The organism is Pedobacter frigiditerrae, from assembly GCF_032678705.1.
Classification (GTDB): Bacteria; Bacteroidota; Bacteroidia; order Sphingobacteriales; family Sphingobacteriaceae; genus Pedobacter; species Pedobacter frigiditerrae_A.
Genome location: NZ_JAVTSS010000002.1, coordinates 658397 through 672787 on the forward strand (window position 1 = coordinate 658397; position 14391 = coordinate 672787).

The 14391-nt window shown below is 34.6% G+C and carries 17 protein-coding genes; 6 read left to right on the plus strand and 11 right to left on the minus strand.

Annotated elements, in window-relative coordinates; all coding sequences use genetic code 11:
- Positions 1 to 15: 15 nt before the first annotated feature.
- The 4 genes from frr to nagA form a co-directional block, all read right to left on the minus strand.
- Entirely contained in the window at positions 16 to 579 is a 564-nt protein-coding gene (frr, locus tag R2Q59_RS13495; RefSeq protein ID WP_316769806.1) for a ribosome recycling factor, read from the minus strand.
- Between the two features lie 37 nt (positions 580 to 616).
- Positions 617 to 1495, minus strand: coding sequence for a hypothetical protein (locus R2Q59_RS13500; protein WP_316785867.1), 879 nt, complete (start codon positions 1493 to 1495; stop codon positions 617 to 619).
- 7 nt (positions 1496 to 1502) lie between these two features.
- Positions 1503 to 2210 carry a UMP kinase gene (pyrH, locus tag R2Q59_RS13505; RefSeq protein ID WP_316769808.1) on the minus strand — a complete coding sequence of 236 codons (708 nt, stop codon included), beginning with the start codon at positions 2208 to 2210 and terminating at the stop codon, positions 1503 to 1505.
- A gap of 143 nt (positions 2211 to 2353) precedes the next feature.
- Positions 2354 to 3451: an N-acetylglucosamine-6-phosphate deacetylase gene (gene nagA, locus R2Q59_RS13510; RefSeq protein ID WP_316769810.1), complete on the minus strand. Its 1098-nt coding sequence runs from the start codon at positions 3449 to 3451 to the stop codon at positions 2354 to 2356.
- 69 nt (positions 3452 to 3520) lie between these two features.
- On the opposite strand from nagA, the gene R2Q59_RS13515 reads away from it, so the two are divergent.
- Positions 3521 to 4729, plus strand: a complete 1209-nt coding sequence (locus R2Q59_RS13515; protein ID WP_316769811.1) for an FN3 domain-containing metallophosphoesterase family protein — start codon at positions 3521 to 3523, stop codon at positions 4727 to 4729.
- 57 nt (positions 4730 to 4786) lie between these two features.
- Here R2Q59_RS13515 and tsf read toward each other — a convergent pair whose 3' ends face one another.
- From tsf to R2Q59_RS13545, 6 genes are all read right to left on the minus strand, one after another.
- On the minus strand, positions 4787 to 5632 hold the full coding sequence (gene tsf / locus R2Q59_RS13520) for a translation elongation factor Ts (RefSeq protein ID WP_316769813.1): 846 nt from the start codon (positions 5630 to 5632) through the stop codon (positions 4787 to 4789).
- 97 nt (positions 5633 to 5729) lie between these two features.
- Positions 5730 to 6575 carry a 30S ribosomal protein S2 gene (gene rpsB, locus R2Q59_RS13525; protein WP_316769814.1) on the minus strand — a complete coding sequence of 282 codons (846 nt, stop codon included), beginning with the start codon at positions 6573 to 6575 and terminating at the stop codon, positions 5730 to 5732.
- Positions 6576 to 6595: 20 nt separating this feature from the next.
- Complete coding sequence (gene rpsI / locus R2Q59_RS13530) at positions 6596 to 6982, minus strand: 30S ribosomal protein S9 (protein WP_316769816.1); 387 nt, start codon at positions 6980 to 6982, stop codon at positions 6596 to 6598.
- A gap of 16 nt (positions 6983 to 6998) precedes the next feature.
- On the minus strand, positions 6999 to 7442 hold the full coding sequence (gene rplM, locus R2Q59_RS13535; RefSeq protein ID WP_131551446.1) for a 50S ribosomal protein L13: 444 nt from the start codon (positions 7440 to 7442) through the stop codon (positions 6999 to 7001).
- A 472-nt stretch (positions 7443 to 7914) separates the two neighbouring features.
- Entirely contained in the window at positions 7915 to 8325 is a 411-nt protein-coding gene (locus R2Q59_RS13540) for an ORF6N domain-containing protein (protein WP_316785868.1), read from the minus strand.
- 59 nt (positions 8326 to 8384) lie between these two features.
- Positions 8385 to 8756 (minus strand): hypothetical protein, encoded by a 372-nt coding sequence (locus R2Q59_RS13545; protein WP_316785869.1) that lies wholly within the window; start codon positions 8754 to 8756, stop codon positions 8385 to 8387.
- 85 nt (positions 8757 to 8841) lie between these two features.
- Here R2Q59_RS13545 and R2Q59_RS13550 point away from each other — a divergent pair, with 85 nt between their 5' ends.
- Positions 8842 to 9048 (plus strand): YtxH domain-containing protein, encoded by a 207-nt coding sequence (locus tag R2Q59_RS13550; RefSeq protein WP_316769824.1) that lies wholly within the window; start codon positions 8842 to 8844, stop codon positions 9046 to 9048.
- A gap of 36 nt (positions 9049 to 9084) precedes the next feature.
- Complete coding sequence (locus R2Q59_RS13555; RefSeq protein WP_316769826.1) at positions 9085 to 9771, plus strand: class I SAM-dependent methyltransferase; 687 nt, start codon at positions 9085 to 9087, stop codon at positions 9769 to 9771.
- Between the two features lie 77 nt (positions 9772 to 9848).
- On the opposite strand, the gene pepT is transcribed toward R2Q59_RS13555, so the two are convergent.
- Positions 9849 to 11102, minus strand: coding sequence for a peptidase T (gene pepT / locus R2Q59_RS13560; protein ID WP_316769828.1), 1254 nt, complete (start codon positions 11100 to 11102; stop codon positions 9849 to 9851).
- 74 nt (positions 11103 to 11176) lie between these two features.
- Between pepT and R2Q59_RS13565 the strand changes: the two genes are divergently transcribed.
- The 3 genes from R2Q59_RS13565 to R2Q59_RS13575 are packed head-to-tail and all read left to right on the plus strand — an operon-like array spanning position 11177 to position 14391.
- A complete protein-coding gene (locus tag R2Q59_RS13565) occupies positions 11177 to 11905 on the plus strand; it encodes a hypothetical protein (RefSeq protein ID WP_316769833.1) in 729 nt (242 codons plus the stop codon).
- Positions 11906 to 11911: 6 nt separating this feature from the next.
- Positions 11912 to 12592 (plus strand): hypothetical protein, encoded by a 681-nt coding sequence (locus R2Q59_RS13570; protein WP_316769835.1) that lies wholly within the window; start codon positions 11912 to 11914, stop codon positions 12590 to 12592.
- Positions 12593 to 12648: 56 nt separating this feature from the next.
- The gene (locus R2Q59_RS13575; RefSeq protein WP_316785870.1) at positions 12649 to 14391 is read left to right on the plus strand and encodes a M14 family metallopeptidase; all 1743 of its coding nucleotides are present in this window, start codon (positions 12649 to 12651) and stop codon (positions 14389 to 14391) included.

Sequence of the window (14391 nt, forward strand, 5' to 3'; positions counted from 1 at the left end):
GCAATAGGTAATCTACTATATCGTCATGATATCTTTTTCTTTTATTTCTGCGTGTTTGTCAACTTTGATGATGTAAGCATCGGTTATTTTCTGAACCTCACCTTCACCAGTTTTAATTTCATCGTCAGAAATACCTTCTCCTTTTAATCTTTGGATTTTACCATTGGCATCCTTACGTATATTACGAACGGTAATTCTTCCTCTTTCTGCCTCTTCTTTAACTTTTTTAACTAAATCCTTACGACGTTCTTCTGTTAATGGAGGTACAACTAAACGGATAATTACACCATCATTTTGAGGATTAATACCAATATTAGCTTCCATAATTGCTCTTTCAATAGGAACTAATAATGATTTTTCCCAAGGTTGGATAATTAAGGTACGAGCATCTGGAGTTGTAATACCACCTACTTGTGCCAAAGGAGTTGGATTGCCATAATAGTCAACCATAATTCCATCTAACATACCTGCTGATGCTTTACCAGCTCTTATTTTAGTCAATTCTGCTTCACAATGGGCAATAGCTTTATCCATTGTTGCTTGTGCGTCTGCTAATTGTTTCTTTATGAGGTCATTCATAATTTGTAGTGTTTGTACAAAAATATAAAAATTAGTGTTATTTAGCTACAGCTGTTAGTATTTCTAATTCGTACGCTAAAAATCTTCCTTTTGAAATGTGTGTTGTCCTCTTACCGTTTTCATATTTAAATTCAGTTTCTACTAACCATTCCCCAAGGTTGTGCCTAATGTAGGTTTTAGCAGTATCAATACTATTTGTTATAACTAAAGGAACAGTAACCCATTTTCCTTTTTTATACTGCTCACCTTCCTTTTTTATAAAATTTGCCGGGGTTATGGCTTCGAACCCGAAAAAATAACTTCCTTTTTCTAAATAAAAATTTAGGCTCTTTAAATCAAATTGCAATTTCTTCTTATCGATTTTACCAACAATACTTTCATTGATTAAGGCACTGCTAGGTTTCCCATTATCATCCTTAAACAAAACAAATCTATAATCACTAACGTTTGCTTTATCTTGAAGTTTAATTGGAAAAGTAAGCTTATTTAAAAAACCGGCACTATCTACTTTAATTTGAATAACCTTGTTTAAAGTGGCATTTGAAAAATTAGGGTAGCTCCAAAAACGATTAGATGGTGTATTCTTAATCTTTAAGATATTGGATTTTGAATAGGCAACCACAACATCCTCTAACTGGTTTATTGCATTCTTTAATCTAACCTCGTTATTGCCTTTAATTACAGAGTAAGGCAATATCAAATCTTCAAATCCTAGCAAATGAAATAAATAACTAGCATTTTGGGTTAAGGCAATCTCTGAAAAACCCTCATTGTCGGTAATTCCAATCAATGAATTATCCTTTTCCACCAAAAAGATAGAAACATTTGCCAATGCATTACCAGACTCATCTTTAACAGAAATTTTTTGTGCTAAACAGGTATTAATCGATAACAGAAAAATAAAAAAATACTTCATTTAAGAACTAGCCAACTACTAGCGTACCAATCTCTTCGCCATTAGCAATCTTCATGAAGTTGCCATGCTTGTTCATGTCAAATACAATGATTGGAACTTTATTTTCTTCGCAAAGCGTGAAGGCTGTCATATCCATTACGTTTAATCCTTTAGCATAAACTTCTTTGAAAGTGATTTCTGTATATTTAGTAGCATTTGGGTCTTTCTCTGGGTCTGCAGTATAAATTCCATCTACACGAGTACCTTTTAAAACCACATCTGCAGAAATTTCGATTGCTCTTAAAGCAGCCGCAGAATCGGTTGTGAAATATGGGTTTCCAGTACCCGCACCAAAAATAACCACACGACCTTTTTCAAGGTGGCGAACAGCTCTTCTTCTTACAAATGGCTCACAGATTTGCTCCATTTTAATGGCAGATAATAAACGGGTTTTTAATCCAACTTTCTCAAGTGCATCTTGTAAAGCCATGCTATTGATAACCGTGGCAAGCATTCCCATATAATCGGCTTGGGCTCTATCCATTCCAGATTTTTCTGCACTTAAGCCTCTAAAAATGTTTCCTCCACCTATTACTATTGCAATTTGTAAGCCTTTGTCATGCACTGCTTTAATATCTTCAGCATACTGCTTAACACGCTCATTGTCAATACCATATTGCTTTTCGCCCATTAACGATTCGCCACTCAGTTTTAGTAAAATCCGTTTATATTTCATCAGGTTGTTTTGAATGTTTTTATCTGTCAGATGGAGCCTTCGATGAATAAAATAATTATTTTATTCATCTCGGGTTCATAACCTCAAAAATATTAACAATTTTTTACTTAGCTACTATGCTTTTTAACAATTGATGTAATTATTTAGTTGTGGAATACTTCTCCGTTAAATATTACTTCCTTTAAGCTTAATTCTTTATCCAATACTAAAAAATCTGCTTGATATCCAGCTCCAATTTTCCCTTTAAACCCATCTTCTCCAATTAGTCTTGCAGGGTACAACGAACTCATTTTTATAGCGTCACTTAGATCAATATTACAATGATTTACACAATTTTTAACAGCTTGCAGCATGGTTAAGGATGAACCAGATAATGTTCCATCTGGCATTACAAATTTATCTCCCAGTAAACGATGCTGATAAGGGCCCGATGAGCACTCTGTTACAGCATCTGTAATTAAGAACATTCGCTCCTTTAACAATTTCTGACTAAACTTTATCACTTCAAAATCTACGTGGTTCCCATCGGCAATTATACTTGCCATTGCTTTGCCATGATTAAATACTGCTGTTGGTATGCCTGGACCTCTATGATGAATAGGTGACATGGCATTAAACAAATGTGTTGTGGTTTGTATCCCTAAATTGTACGCAGCAGTTGCTTGTTCAAAACTTGCATCGCTATGTCCCAAAGAGACAACCACACCATTATCCAAAAGATATTGTATAACTTTTTCATCTTGTAGTTCAGGAGCAATGGTCATCATTTTAATTACTCCATCGCCAAAATCAAGTAATGCCTTAATTTCGTCAAGTGTAGCCTTACGAATAAATTCGCTAACATGTGCTCCTCTTCTTTTAGCATTTAAAAATGGTCCTTCTAAGTGCAGACCTAGGCAATTTTTTGCTATTCTTTTATGCTCTTTCGCAGCTGTAATACAAGCATTAAAAACTTCTGGTGTATTTGTGGCAATACAAGCTAAAAAACCTGTCGTTCCTTTTTTTAAAAGATCATCTTCAATAATTTCAAGTGATTCTACAGTTGGTTCTGCTGAAAATAATCTTCCTCCTGCTCCATAAATTTGAAGATCTATGAACCCAGGAATTATTAGATTTTCTCTATCAGAAACAATTTCTGCAGTTTTTACAGTTTTGAATTTTCCTTTAGCAATTTCCAACTCTTCTAATGATATTATAGTGTCTCCATCAAAATAGTTGTAATTATCAAACGTTTGCGTCATGTTAAGCGGCTATTTTTTACGAAGGTAATATTTTAAACTTTTATATTGTCCCTTAGAAAATCCCATATTATGAATATCGAACCAACTTCAAAAAGAAGAAATTTCCTTAAAACTACATTCGCACTTGGCGCTACCGCTTTTATCAATCCCTTAAGCACAGTTGCTTCATTACCAGAAAAGGCAGATGAATTTGCAATTACCGTTGGTCCGTATTTACAAACTAATTTTGGCAACGAAATGACCATCTTGTGGTTAACTAATAAAGTTGCTGCTGGCTGGGTAGAATTTGGAGAAGATATAAACAAGCTTGACCAGAAAGCTTATGGAAAATCAGCATTAGGATTAAAAGCAGCCAATAGCAAACTGAATTGCGTTACAATTAATGGCTTATTGCCTGGTAAAACTTATTATTATCGTATTTATTCTAAAGAAATAAAAGATTTTCAACCCTATAAGCTTACCTACGGAAATACGGTTAATTCTGAAACAGAAAGTTTTATAAACACTGATATATCTAAAAAAGAAGTTTCATTTTTAATGTTAAATGATATTCATGATAGGCCTAAATCTATCCCCTTACTATTGGATTTAGACAAGGGCAACAAAAATGACTTTATCTTTTTTAATGGGGATATTTTTGATTACCAAACAGATGAGCAACAAATTATCGATCACATGTTAAAGCCTTGTGTTGATTCATTCGCCAAACAGACACCATTTATTTATGTAAGAGGAAATCATGAAACACGTGGTAAATTTGCTAGAGAATTTCCTCAATATTATAAGCATGTTGGCCACGCTGCTTTTACTCTTGGGCCTGTTCGTTTTGTTATTATCGATACCGGAGAAGACAAGGAAGACGCTCATCCAGTTTATGCAGGAATTGTTGATTTTGACCAATATAGAATTGAGCAAGCAGAATGGTTGAAGCAAGAAATTAGTTCAAAAGAATTTAGAAAAGCACCATTTAGAGTTGTATTGATGCACATTCCTCCTCGTTTTTCTGGAGATGCACATGGACCAAAACATTGTACGGAGGTTTTTGAACCATTATTAAATGCAGGAAAAGTAGATTTAGTTTTAAGTGGGCATACTCACAAATATATGGTTCATCAACCCAACAAAGAAGCTAATCATTATCCGCTAATAATTGGTGGAGGGCCGAAAGAAGGTACGAGAACATTAACAAAAATTATAGTAAATGATAGGGAGCTAAAAATAAGTATGCGTGATGATAGCGGAAAAGAAGTTGGAAATTATACCGCTAGAAGGAAATAACGTAAACAAAAAAAGTCCCGATAAATCGGGACTTTTTATTATAATTTAAGTTGCTAATTAAGCGCCTAATTGTACTCTTTTGAAAGCTGTTACTGTTAATCCTTTAGCAGTATTGTCTAAGAATTTACGAACATCTACCGAACCGTCTTTAACAAACTCTTGGTTTAATAAAGTGCTGTCTTTGTAGAATTTATTCAATTTACCAGCAGCGATTTTTTCAACCATTTCTTCCGGTTTACCTTCTTGACGAATAACATCTTTAGCGATTTCAATCTCACGCTCAATAGTAGCAGGGTCAACACCGTCTTTATCAACAGCAACTGGGTTCATTGCAGCAATTTGCATTGCAACATCTTTACCAGCTTCAGTAATATCTACGCCATTTGCACCTTCAAATACTACTAAAACGCCCATTTTGCCGTTTGAGTGAGTGTAAGAAACAATTTTCTCACCAGAAACATTTGCATATTCTTGGATAACGATTTTCTCACCGATTTTACCAGTTAATTCAGTAATAGTTTCAGCAACTGTACGTCCGTCTTCTAAAGTAATTGCTGATAATTCTTCTGCAGTAGCAGGATTGTTAGCAACTGCTGCAGCTAAAACAGCTTGACCTAAATTACGGAAATCTTCAACTTTAGAAACTGGCTCAGTTTCACAAGCTAAAGCAACTAATTTACCATTTGTACCATCTGCAGAAACACTGATTAACACTTGACCTTCAGAAGTAGCATTACCAGAACGAGCGGCAGAAACTTTTTGACCTTTTTTACGCAATAAATCAACCGCAGCTTCGAAATCGCCATTAGCTTCTACTAAAGCTTTTTTGCAATCCATCATACCAGCGCCAGTTTGTTGGCGTAGTTTATTTACATCTGCGGCAGTAATTTGTACTGTTGACATTTTGTATGTTTTTTAATTTTTTATAAAATATTATGGGTTGAAGATTACAAGGCTATGGGTAAACCCGCAACTCGTAACTCTCAACCCACAACTTAAACTATGCTTCTGTAGAATCTTCTGTTGATGCTTGTGCGTCAGCAGTTTCTTTTTTAGTTGGTCTTTTAGCACCAGCTTCTCTAGGTGTTGCAGCCTCTGGAGCATCAGCAGCAGTTTTCACAGCTACAGCTTCTTTTTCAGCTTCATCATCTTTTTCGCGTTTGCGCTCATCTAAACCTTCTTCAATTGCTTTGATAATTACATCAGTAATTAATAAAATTGATTTAGTTGCATCATCATTCGCAGGAATTGGAAAATCGATGTTAGATGGATCAGAGTTAGTATCAACCATTGCAAAAGTAGGGATGTTTAATTTCATCGCTTCTGCTACAGCAATATGCTCTTTTTTAACGTCGATTAAGAAAATTGCAGCCGGTAAACGGTTTAAGTCTGCAATACCACCTAATAAACTTTCTAATTTGATACGCTCACGTTGAATCATCAAACGCTCTTTTTTAGAAAGAATTGAGTAAGTACCGTCTTTAGTCATTTTATCGATGGTAACCATCTTTTTAATTGACTTGCGTACTGTAGCAAAGTTAGTTAACATACCACCTAACCAACGCTCGGTTACGAAAGGCATATTTACTTTTCTTGCTTGTTCAGCAACGATTTCTTTAGCTTGTTTCTTAGTAGCTACGAATAAGATCTTACGACCTGATTTTACGATTTGTTTAATCGCTGCTGCAGCTTCTTCAGTTTTAGTTAAAGTTTTATTTAAATCTATAATGTGAATCCCATTGCGTTCCATAAAAATATATGGTGCCATTTTCGGATTCCATTTGCGGGTAAGGTGACCAAAGTGTACACCTGCATCCAATAAGTCTTGATATGTAGTTCTTGCCATTGTGTTTGTCTCCTTTAAGATTAACGTTTACTGAATTGGAATTTCTTACGTGCTTTTTTACGTCCTGGTTTCTTACGTTCAACCATACGCATATCACGGGTCATTAACCCTTTAGCACGTAATGCTGGTTTTTTCTCAGCATCTAATTCAACAATAGCCTTAGCGATTGCCAAGCGAACTGCTTCTGCTTGTCCTTTTACTCCACCACCGTTTACATTTACGTTAACATCAAATTTACCAACCGACTCAGAAACTTCGAATGATTGGTTAACAATGTATTGTAAAGGTAATGTTGGGAAATATTCTTTATGATCTTTACCGTTAACGGTAATGGTGCCGTTGCCTTCTTTTAAATAGATACGGGCAACTGCAGTTTTTCTTCTACCTGAAGTATTTGTAACTGACATTTCTTTTCTCCTTTAATTAAAGTGTAATGGTTTTTGGTGATTGTGCTGCATGCGGATGCTCCGACCCAGCGTAAACAAAAAGATTGGTGTACAATTTTTTGCCCAATTTTGTTTTTGGTAACATACCACGAACAGCCTTCTCAACTACGCGAGTAGGGTGTTTTGCCATTAATTCTTTTGGAGAAATAAATTTTTGACCACCTGGGTAACCAGTATAAGAAACATATTGCTTATCGCTTAATTTGTTTCCTGTCAATTTTACCTTGTCTGCATTAATAACGATAACGTTATCACCGCAGTCTACGTTTGGGGTAAACTCTGGCTTGTGTTTTCCTCTAATAATCATAGCGATTTTAGAAGACAAGCGCCCCAAAATCTCTCCTTGTGCATCAACTACAACCCACTGTTTGTTAACAGTTTTGGCATTGGCAGAGACAGTTTTGTAACTTAACGTATTCACTTGCTTTTATTTAATTTGTTAAAAAATATTTTAATTCCCTGTTTTTTAGGGACTGCAAAGATAGGGAGAATACTTTAATTGTCAAAGAGTTGCCGCAAAAAAAGTTGGGAGTTGAGTGTTGGGAGTTGAGAGTTCTGGTCCGATTAAGGTAAAAATGCTCAAAAACAATTAATTACGACGTTTTGAAAAGCAAGTTAAGTGGTTCTTTTTAATGGTAGTCTGGCTTTACGCTATATTCCCGATGAAGAATCGGGAGATGCCGCTTCAATCCAGTTTAGATTGCAGGGCTTGTGTAAGTAAGGAGGGTTGCAAAGCGCACTACAAATCATCAGGTTTAAAGCCAATCCGCTTTCTAGGCTGGCTTTTCTTATCAATAAGCTGGTCTAAGTAACTAAATACCAATTCAATATTCTTATCGTGATTTTGAAGGTGCTTTTTAATGTCGGCAATTTCAAGTTTCAATTCTGTATGCTCACTCAATAAATTTCTCAACCTTGTAAAAATTCTTACAATTTGAATATTCCTGCCTGCCTGCCTGCCGGCAGGCAGGTACTTGTATAGCTTGTTGGCTATTCAGAACACTAGACAACATTAATACGCCATGTTCGGTAAAGAATGGCAGCTTTCTTCTTCCTCCTCTGCCTTTGTTTGATATCGCAAATTGCGATATCAAAGACTTAAATTCCTCATCAGAAAGTTGAAACATAAAATCTTCAGGAAATCTGCTAATATTTCTTTTGACTTGTTCATTTAATCTTCCTGTTTCCACACCATAAAATTCTGCTAAATCGCTATCAAGCATTACTTTATGATTTCTTATCTCATAAATTTTGTTCACAACAATATCGTCTGATAGTATTGCAAGGGGTTGTTTGTTGGTCATAGGTAAACCAAATATAAAATATATTTTGGATTTTGATATCGCAAAATGCGACCTCAAGTTTAACCTCTCAACTCTTTACAACTCCTCAAAAAGTAAATTATAATATGTACCAAAACGGAAATGCTAAATACAATTCCGATAGTTAAATAAGTTAAAGTATCATTACTGATAAAATTATATTCAATTGCTGGAGCAATGATATTATAAATGCCATAAATTATGGTTCCAATAAAATACAAACTCCATAATCCTGTTAAGTAATGCCAAATTTTCCATTTGTAGTTATCTAATTGGTAACTCCTCAAGCAAAGCCAACTAAACAATATAATCACAAATATGCCAGCGGTAGAATTAAATGTTCCGCTCTTTAAGTAAACCAACAGATAAATAATGGCAAGTATGAGGTTGAAATAGGATAGTTTTTGAAGCATACAAAATGTTAAGCATAATCAAATTTGTAATTAATAAAGAACAATTGCGTTTTAATATTGTTAGAATTTTATAAAACCTACAATTATGACAAAGCAAACAAAAATTTTAACTGGCCTGTTAGCCGGTGTAGCAGTAGGAACTGCAATTGCATTGATATTATCTTCTGATAAAAATGATGACCTTAAACAAAAGGCAAGTGATTGGTTTTGCGATTTACTAGACAGCTCAAAAGATAAACTTGCTTCTGTAACTGGTCTTGTAAAAGATAAAATAGCGAAAACCAACGCATAGATTTTCATATAAGCTTTTCCAAAACTATCTTTGATTATGGATGTTTTTGGAAAAGCACTATCCGACTTTTATACAAAAGGTAAAGCTGATGTTCTTTGGCTACATAATTCTTATGATGAGCCTGAAGAAATGCCTGTTGATGTTTTCTTTAGAGCAGAGGATGAAATGCCTCCTTTAGAACACTATGCACTTTCACGTTGTTATGGCGATGTTTTGGATGTTGGTGCTGGAGTAGGAAGTCATGCCTTAATTTTGCAAGAAATAGGGCATAAAGTTACCGCAATAGATATATCGGCCAATGCCGTAAAAATAATGCAACAACGTGGAGTTAAAAACGCAGTAGTACAAGATGTTTTTACTATAACTGAAAAATTCGACACAATATTACTATTAATGAACGGCATAGGCTTAACAGGAACCTTAGCTGGATACATTGATTTTTTACAAAAAGCAAAAAACCTAATCAACCCTGATGGCCAATTACTGTTTGACAGTTCTGACATATCCTATTTATATGAAGATTTAGAAAAACCTTCCAATCAATATTTTGGCGAAGTAAGTTTTCGCTACGAATATCAAAAACAAAGAGGAAACTGGTTTAACTGGTTATATTTAGATCAAGGAACATTAGCTCACCTAGCGCATCAAAATGGCTGGGATTGCGAAGTTATTTTTGAGGACGGCGAAGACCAATATTTAGCAAGGTTAAAATTGTTGAGTTAAATTGTAAACATATAAAAATTGAGAAGTTAAGAAAGGCAAATAATTGTCATACTGATAAAATGCGCCAATAAAATATCCTATGCTTTCTCTTCCCAAATGCAAGCAATATTTATAATGGTTTGCACTGCTTTTTCCATATCCTGTACAGAAACCCATTCTTGCTTGCTATGAAAAGCGTGTTCTCCCGCAAAAATATTGGGACAAGGTAAACCCATAAAAGATAATCGAGAGCCATCTGTTCCCCCTCTTATACTTTGCCTTTTTGGCGTTATTCCTGCACGCTCAATAGCTTCAATGCCATATTCAATTACTTGCGGATATTTATCTAACACCTTTTTCATGTTACGATATTGCTCGGTAACCTTAAACTCGTAAGTAGAGTTTGGGTAAGTCTTAAGAACCTCTTTTACTATGTTCTCTAACGTTATCTCGTGAGCTTTTAATAATTCATCATCAAAATCTCTTATGATAAATTGTGCTTCTGCTTGTTCTGCTTGGCCTTGAAAACTTACAGGATGAATGAAACCTTCTTTTCCGCTTGTTGCTTCTGGTGTCAATTTATCTTTTGGCAATGCCGATAAAATATCAGCCAACGCTTTAATGGCACTTTCCATTTTCCCTTTAGCAAAACCAGGATGAGAGCTTACTCCATTAATCGTTAACTTAATACCATCGGCAGAGAATGTTTCATCTTCTATGGAACCTAATGTTTCTCCATCAACTGTGTAAGCAAAATCAGCCCCTAGTTTCTTTAAATCTACGTTGTCTACGCCACGCCCAATTTCTTCGTCAGGTGTAAACAATATTTTAATTACGCCATGTTTAATATCTGGATTTTGCATCAAAAAAGCCGCAACCTCCATAATTTCGGCTAAGCCAGCTTTATTATCTGCCCCTAAAAGTGTTGTACCACTTGCTGTAATAATGTCGTTTCCAATCTGATTTTTCAAATCTTTGTGTTCGCTTAATTTCAAAACAATTGAATTGTCATCAGGCAACACTAAGTCATCTCCATTATAATTTTTATGAATAATTGGTTTAACATTCTTGCCGCTACAATCTGGCGATGTATCCATATGAGAACAAAAACAAATTACAGGAACCTTTTTTTTAGAAGTTGCAGGAATTGTGGCATAAACATATCCGTAATTATCTAAATGAGTATCTACAACCCCAATACCTAGTAATTCATCTACTAAAGTTCTCGCTAAATTATTCTGCTTTAAAGTTGAAGGAGAGGTTTCTGAACTTGAATCAGACTGAGTATCAACTTGTACGTATTTTAAAAACCTATTTTGTAAATTTTGGTCTTTGTTTTGATAATTACCCATAGTTTTCCAAAAATAATACTTATAAATACAATAAAGATTATAATTTTGCAGATAACCCAATAAAAACAAGGACTTTGAAAAAAGCTATTCTAACAATTTTACTTTTACTTTCTGCATTAATTGGATTTAGCCAAATTAATTTCTACAAATTTGCAGTTGGTGCTGGATTTGGAACTAATATTTCTTATGCAGATGTTAGAGAAAACAGTCAAGGTTATAGCGGGCATATTACGGCTGATTATAATCTTACCCCCTTCTTAACTGCAGGATTAGAGTTTCAGGCAGGCCAAATTAGAGGAGGCAACGTTATAACCAACCCACATAATCGTCAGTTTAAAAATAACTATAAAGGTTTTTCATTAAACGGAAGGGTTGCTTTAGGGCAATTTGTTGGATATTACAGACAAAGTTTTTTAAGCGCTATAAAAGGTCTTTATGTTGGAGTAGGATTAGGTGCTATAAGCAATAAAATGTCGTATATAGTACGTTATAAACCAAACACTCAAGCAACTAATCCACCACTTGGCTACCTGTTTCCAGGAAAAGATAAGAGTGTAAATCTTTTAATGCCACTTAATTTAGGGATGAATTTCTATTTTAAAGATAGAGATGATCAGTTAAGGTATATTGTAAACATTAACTATCAGGGTAATTTAACTTTTGGCGAAGGCTTAGATGGTTATAATGACCCGATGGTAAAGTTTGAAAATGATGCCCCAGATATGTACACTGTATTTTCTGTTGGCGTTAAGTATAATTTTGGTCCAGTTGGTATCTCGAAACGAATATTTGAAATTAATTAAAATCACTTGAAGAAAATAACATCCCTATTCTCACTACTTTTTTTAAGTTCTGCGCTTTTTGCTCAAACCAACTTTTATAAATTAAGCATCGGTGCTGGTGCTGGAGGAACTTTGGCATTTGCCGATTTACAAAAAAAGACATTAGGCTTTGCAGCTTATGGTTCATTAGATCTTCAGATAACTCCATACATTACCTTGGGGGGAGAATTTCAAAAAGGTGAACTAGCAGGAGGAGACATTACTTTTGATCCAAATAACCGACAATTTATTAACTCGTATAAAGCGGTAATAGGAAACCTAAGAGTACACCTTGGAGAATTCTTATCTTCATACCAGTTGCATAACGATTTCCTTTATAACATTAGGGGTTTATACGCGGGTGGAGGATTAGGCGTAATCAGCAACAAGATCTCAAACGTGAGATACTATGGTAGCAATTTTTATCCTGGAGAGGATTATAGCAAGGAAGGTTTGATTCTTCTTAATTTAGGTATTGATTTTTATATACCTAATCAATGGGGGCTTACGCGTTATGCAATTAACTTAAACCTACAAAATGCCCTAGCGCTTGGCGAAGGTATGGACGGCTATGCAAGTGTAGGCACAAGAAGCAAAGATATTTATAGCTTTTTCTCCCTCGGTTTTAAATATAAATTTGGTCCAATGGGATTAGATAGACGAAGATAATACTTTTGCAATTGAATAAAAAAGGTAATTTAGAGGATTGATTCAAGCTTCCTTTTATGAATAAATTGTCCCTATTTTTAACCCTTTTTATCTCAATAAATTCTTTTGCCCAACAAACTCCTTTTGAGAAAAGTGGTAAAAAAGAAACTACAACCTACGAAGAGTCTATTTCATTTTATGAAAGCTTAGCTAAAAGTTATCCATTGCAAACAAAGTTGTTTACTTATGGCAACACTGATTTTGGCAAACCCTTGCATCTTTTAGTATTATCAAAAAATAAAATCTTCGACCCAGTTGCTTTAAGAAAAAGTGATAAAAGAATTTTCTTGATTAATAACGGCATACATCCAGGAGAGCCTGAAGGTATCGATGCAAGTATGTTATTTGCTCGTGAGTTGTTAAAAAACAACAAGTTACCTGACAATGTGGTTATTTGCATTATCCCAGTTTATAATATTGACGGAAGCCATAATAGAAGCGGAACTTCTAGAGCAAATCAAAATGGGCCAGTTGCATATGGTTTTAGAGGAAACAGCAAAAACTATGATTTAAATAGAGATTTCATTAAAACCGATTCGAAAAACTCACAAGCTTTTCAGCAAATATTTAATACTTGGCAACCAGAGATTTTTGTAGATACACATACTAGTAATGGGGCAGATTACCAGTATACCATGACATTGATTCCAACACAAAAAGATAAATTAAATCCTATTTTATCCAGCTATTTAACAAAAACCTTAGTTCCAGATTTGTATAGCAAAATGAAGAATGTTGGCTATGAATTAATTCCTTACGTTAATTCAATCAATGAAACTCCAGATGCAGGAATTACAGGTTATATCGAATCTCCTCGCTACTCAACTGGTTATGCAGCTTTGCATAATTCAATCGGCTTTATGCCAGAAACACACATGCTGAAAGATTTCGACAAACGCGTAGAATCAACCTATAAACTATTGAATACTTATGTTGATGTAATTGTTAGGGATGCAAAAATTATTGGAGAGAATAAGCGCAAGGCAGATGAATCTGTGGCAAGCCAGAAAGATTTCCCATTAGATTGGAAATTAAATCGCTCTGTTTATGACAGCATTGAGTTTAAGGGATATATTGCAAAATATAAACCTAGTGAAGTTAGTGGTACAGATAGATTATACTATGATAGGAAAGACCCTTACACTAAGAAAATAAAGTACTGGGATAAATTTGAGCCAAGCCTAACAGTTACTAAACCCATTGCTTATGTAATTCCAAAAGCTTGGGATAAAGTAATCGCTCTGCTTAAATTAAACAATGTTAAAATGCAGCAATTAGCCACTGATGTAAAACTAGAATTAGATATGTATTACATTGGTGAAATGAAAACTGGAACTCGTCCGTATGAAGGCCATTACCAACATTCTGGTGTAAATCTTACAACTGTAAAGCAAAATGTACAATTCTACACTGGAGATTATGTAGTTTATGTTAATCAAGCCAACAATCGCTACATAGTAGAAACGCTAGAACCACAAGCAATTGATTCATTTTTTAACTGGAACTTTTTCGACTCAATTCTAGGGCAAAAAGAAGGTTATTCTAGTTACGTTTTTGAAGATACGGCAGCAGATTTATTGAAGAAAAATCCTGAGCTTAAACAAAAATTAGAAGCAGAAAAACTGAAAAATCCAGACTTGGCAAAAAATGGAAGAATGCAGCTAGATTTCGTTTACAAAAACTCTGATTACTTCGAAAAAACTTATATGCGTTATCCAATCGGTAGACTGCAAAAAGAAACCAAATTAAATTTAAAATAA

What these genes read in the sequence shown, in the direction of transcription:
- frr (WP_316769806.1), bottom strand. Translation starts at nt 579, where the DNA reads ATGAATGACCTCATAAAGAAACAATTAGCAGACGCACAAGCAACAATG.
- R2Q59_RS13500 (WP_316785867.1), bottom strand. Translation starts at nt 1,495, where the DNA reads ATGAAGTATTTTTTTATTTTTCTGTTATCGATTAATACCTGTTTAGCA.
- pyrH (WP_316769808.1), bottom strand. Translation starts at nt 2,210, where the DNA reads ATGAAATATAAACGGATTTTACTAAAACTGAGTGGCGAATCGTTAATG.
- nagA (WP_316769810.1), bottom strand. Translation starts at nt 3,451, where the DNA reads ATGACGCAAACGTTTGATAATTACAACTATTTTGATGGAGACACTATA.
- R2Q59_RS13515 (WP_316769811.1), top strand. Translation starts at nt 3,521, where the DNA reads ATGAATATCGAACCAACTTCAAAAAGAAGAAATTTCCTTAAAACTACA.
- tsf (WP_316769813.1), bottom strand. Translation starts at nt 5,632, where the DNA reads ATGTCAACAGTACAAATTACTGCCGCAGATGTAAATAAACTACGCCAA.
- rpsB (WP_316769814.1), bottom strand. Translation starts at nt 6,575, where the DNA reads ATGGCAAGAACTACATATCAAGACTTATTGGATGCAGGTGTACACTTT.
- rpsI (WP_316769816.1), bottom strand. Translation starts at nt 6,982, where the DNA reads ATGTCAGTTACAAATACTTCAGGTAGAAGAAAAACTGCAGTTGCCCGT.
- R2Q59_RS13540 (WP_316785868.1), bottom strand. Translation starts at nt 8,325, where the DNA reads ATGACCAACAAACAACCCCTTGCAATACTATCAGACGATATTGTTGTG.
- R2Q59_RS13545 (WP_316785869.1), bottom strand. Translation starts at nt 8,756, where the DNA reads ATGCTTCAAAAACTATCCTATTTCAACCTCATACTTGCCATTATTTAT.
- R2Q59_RS13550 (WP_316769824.1), top strand. Translation starts at nt 8,842, where the DNA reads ATGACAAAGCAAACAAAAATTTTAACTGGCCTGTTAGCCGGTGTAGCA.
- R2Q59_RS13555 (WP_316769826.1), top strand. Translation starts at nt 9,085, where the DNA reads ATGGATGTTTTTGGAAAAGCACTATCCGACTTTTATACAAAAGGTAAA.
- pepT (WP_316769828.1), bottom strand. Translation starts at nt 11,102, where the DNA reads ATGGGTAATTATCAAAACAAAGACCAAAATTTACAAAATAGGTTTTTA.
- R2Q59_RS13575 (WP_316785870.1), top strand. Translation starts at nt 12,649, where the DNA reads ATGAATAAATTGTCCCTATTTTTAACCCTTTTTATCTCAATAAATTCT.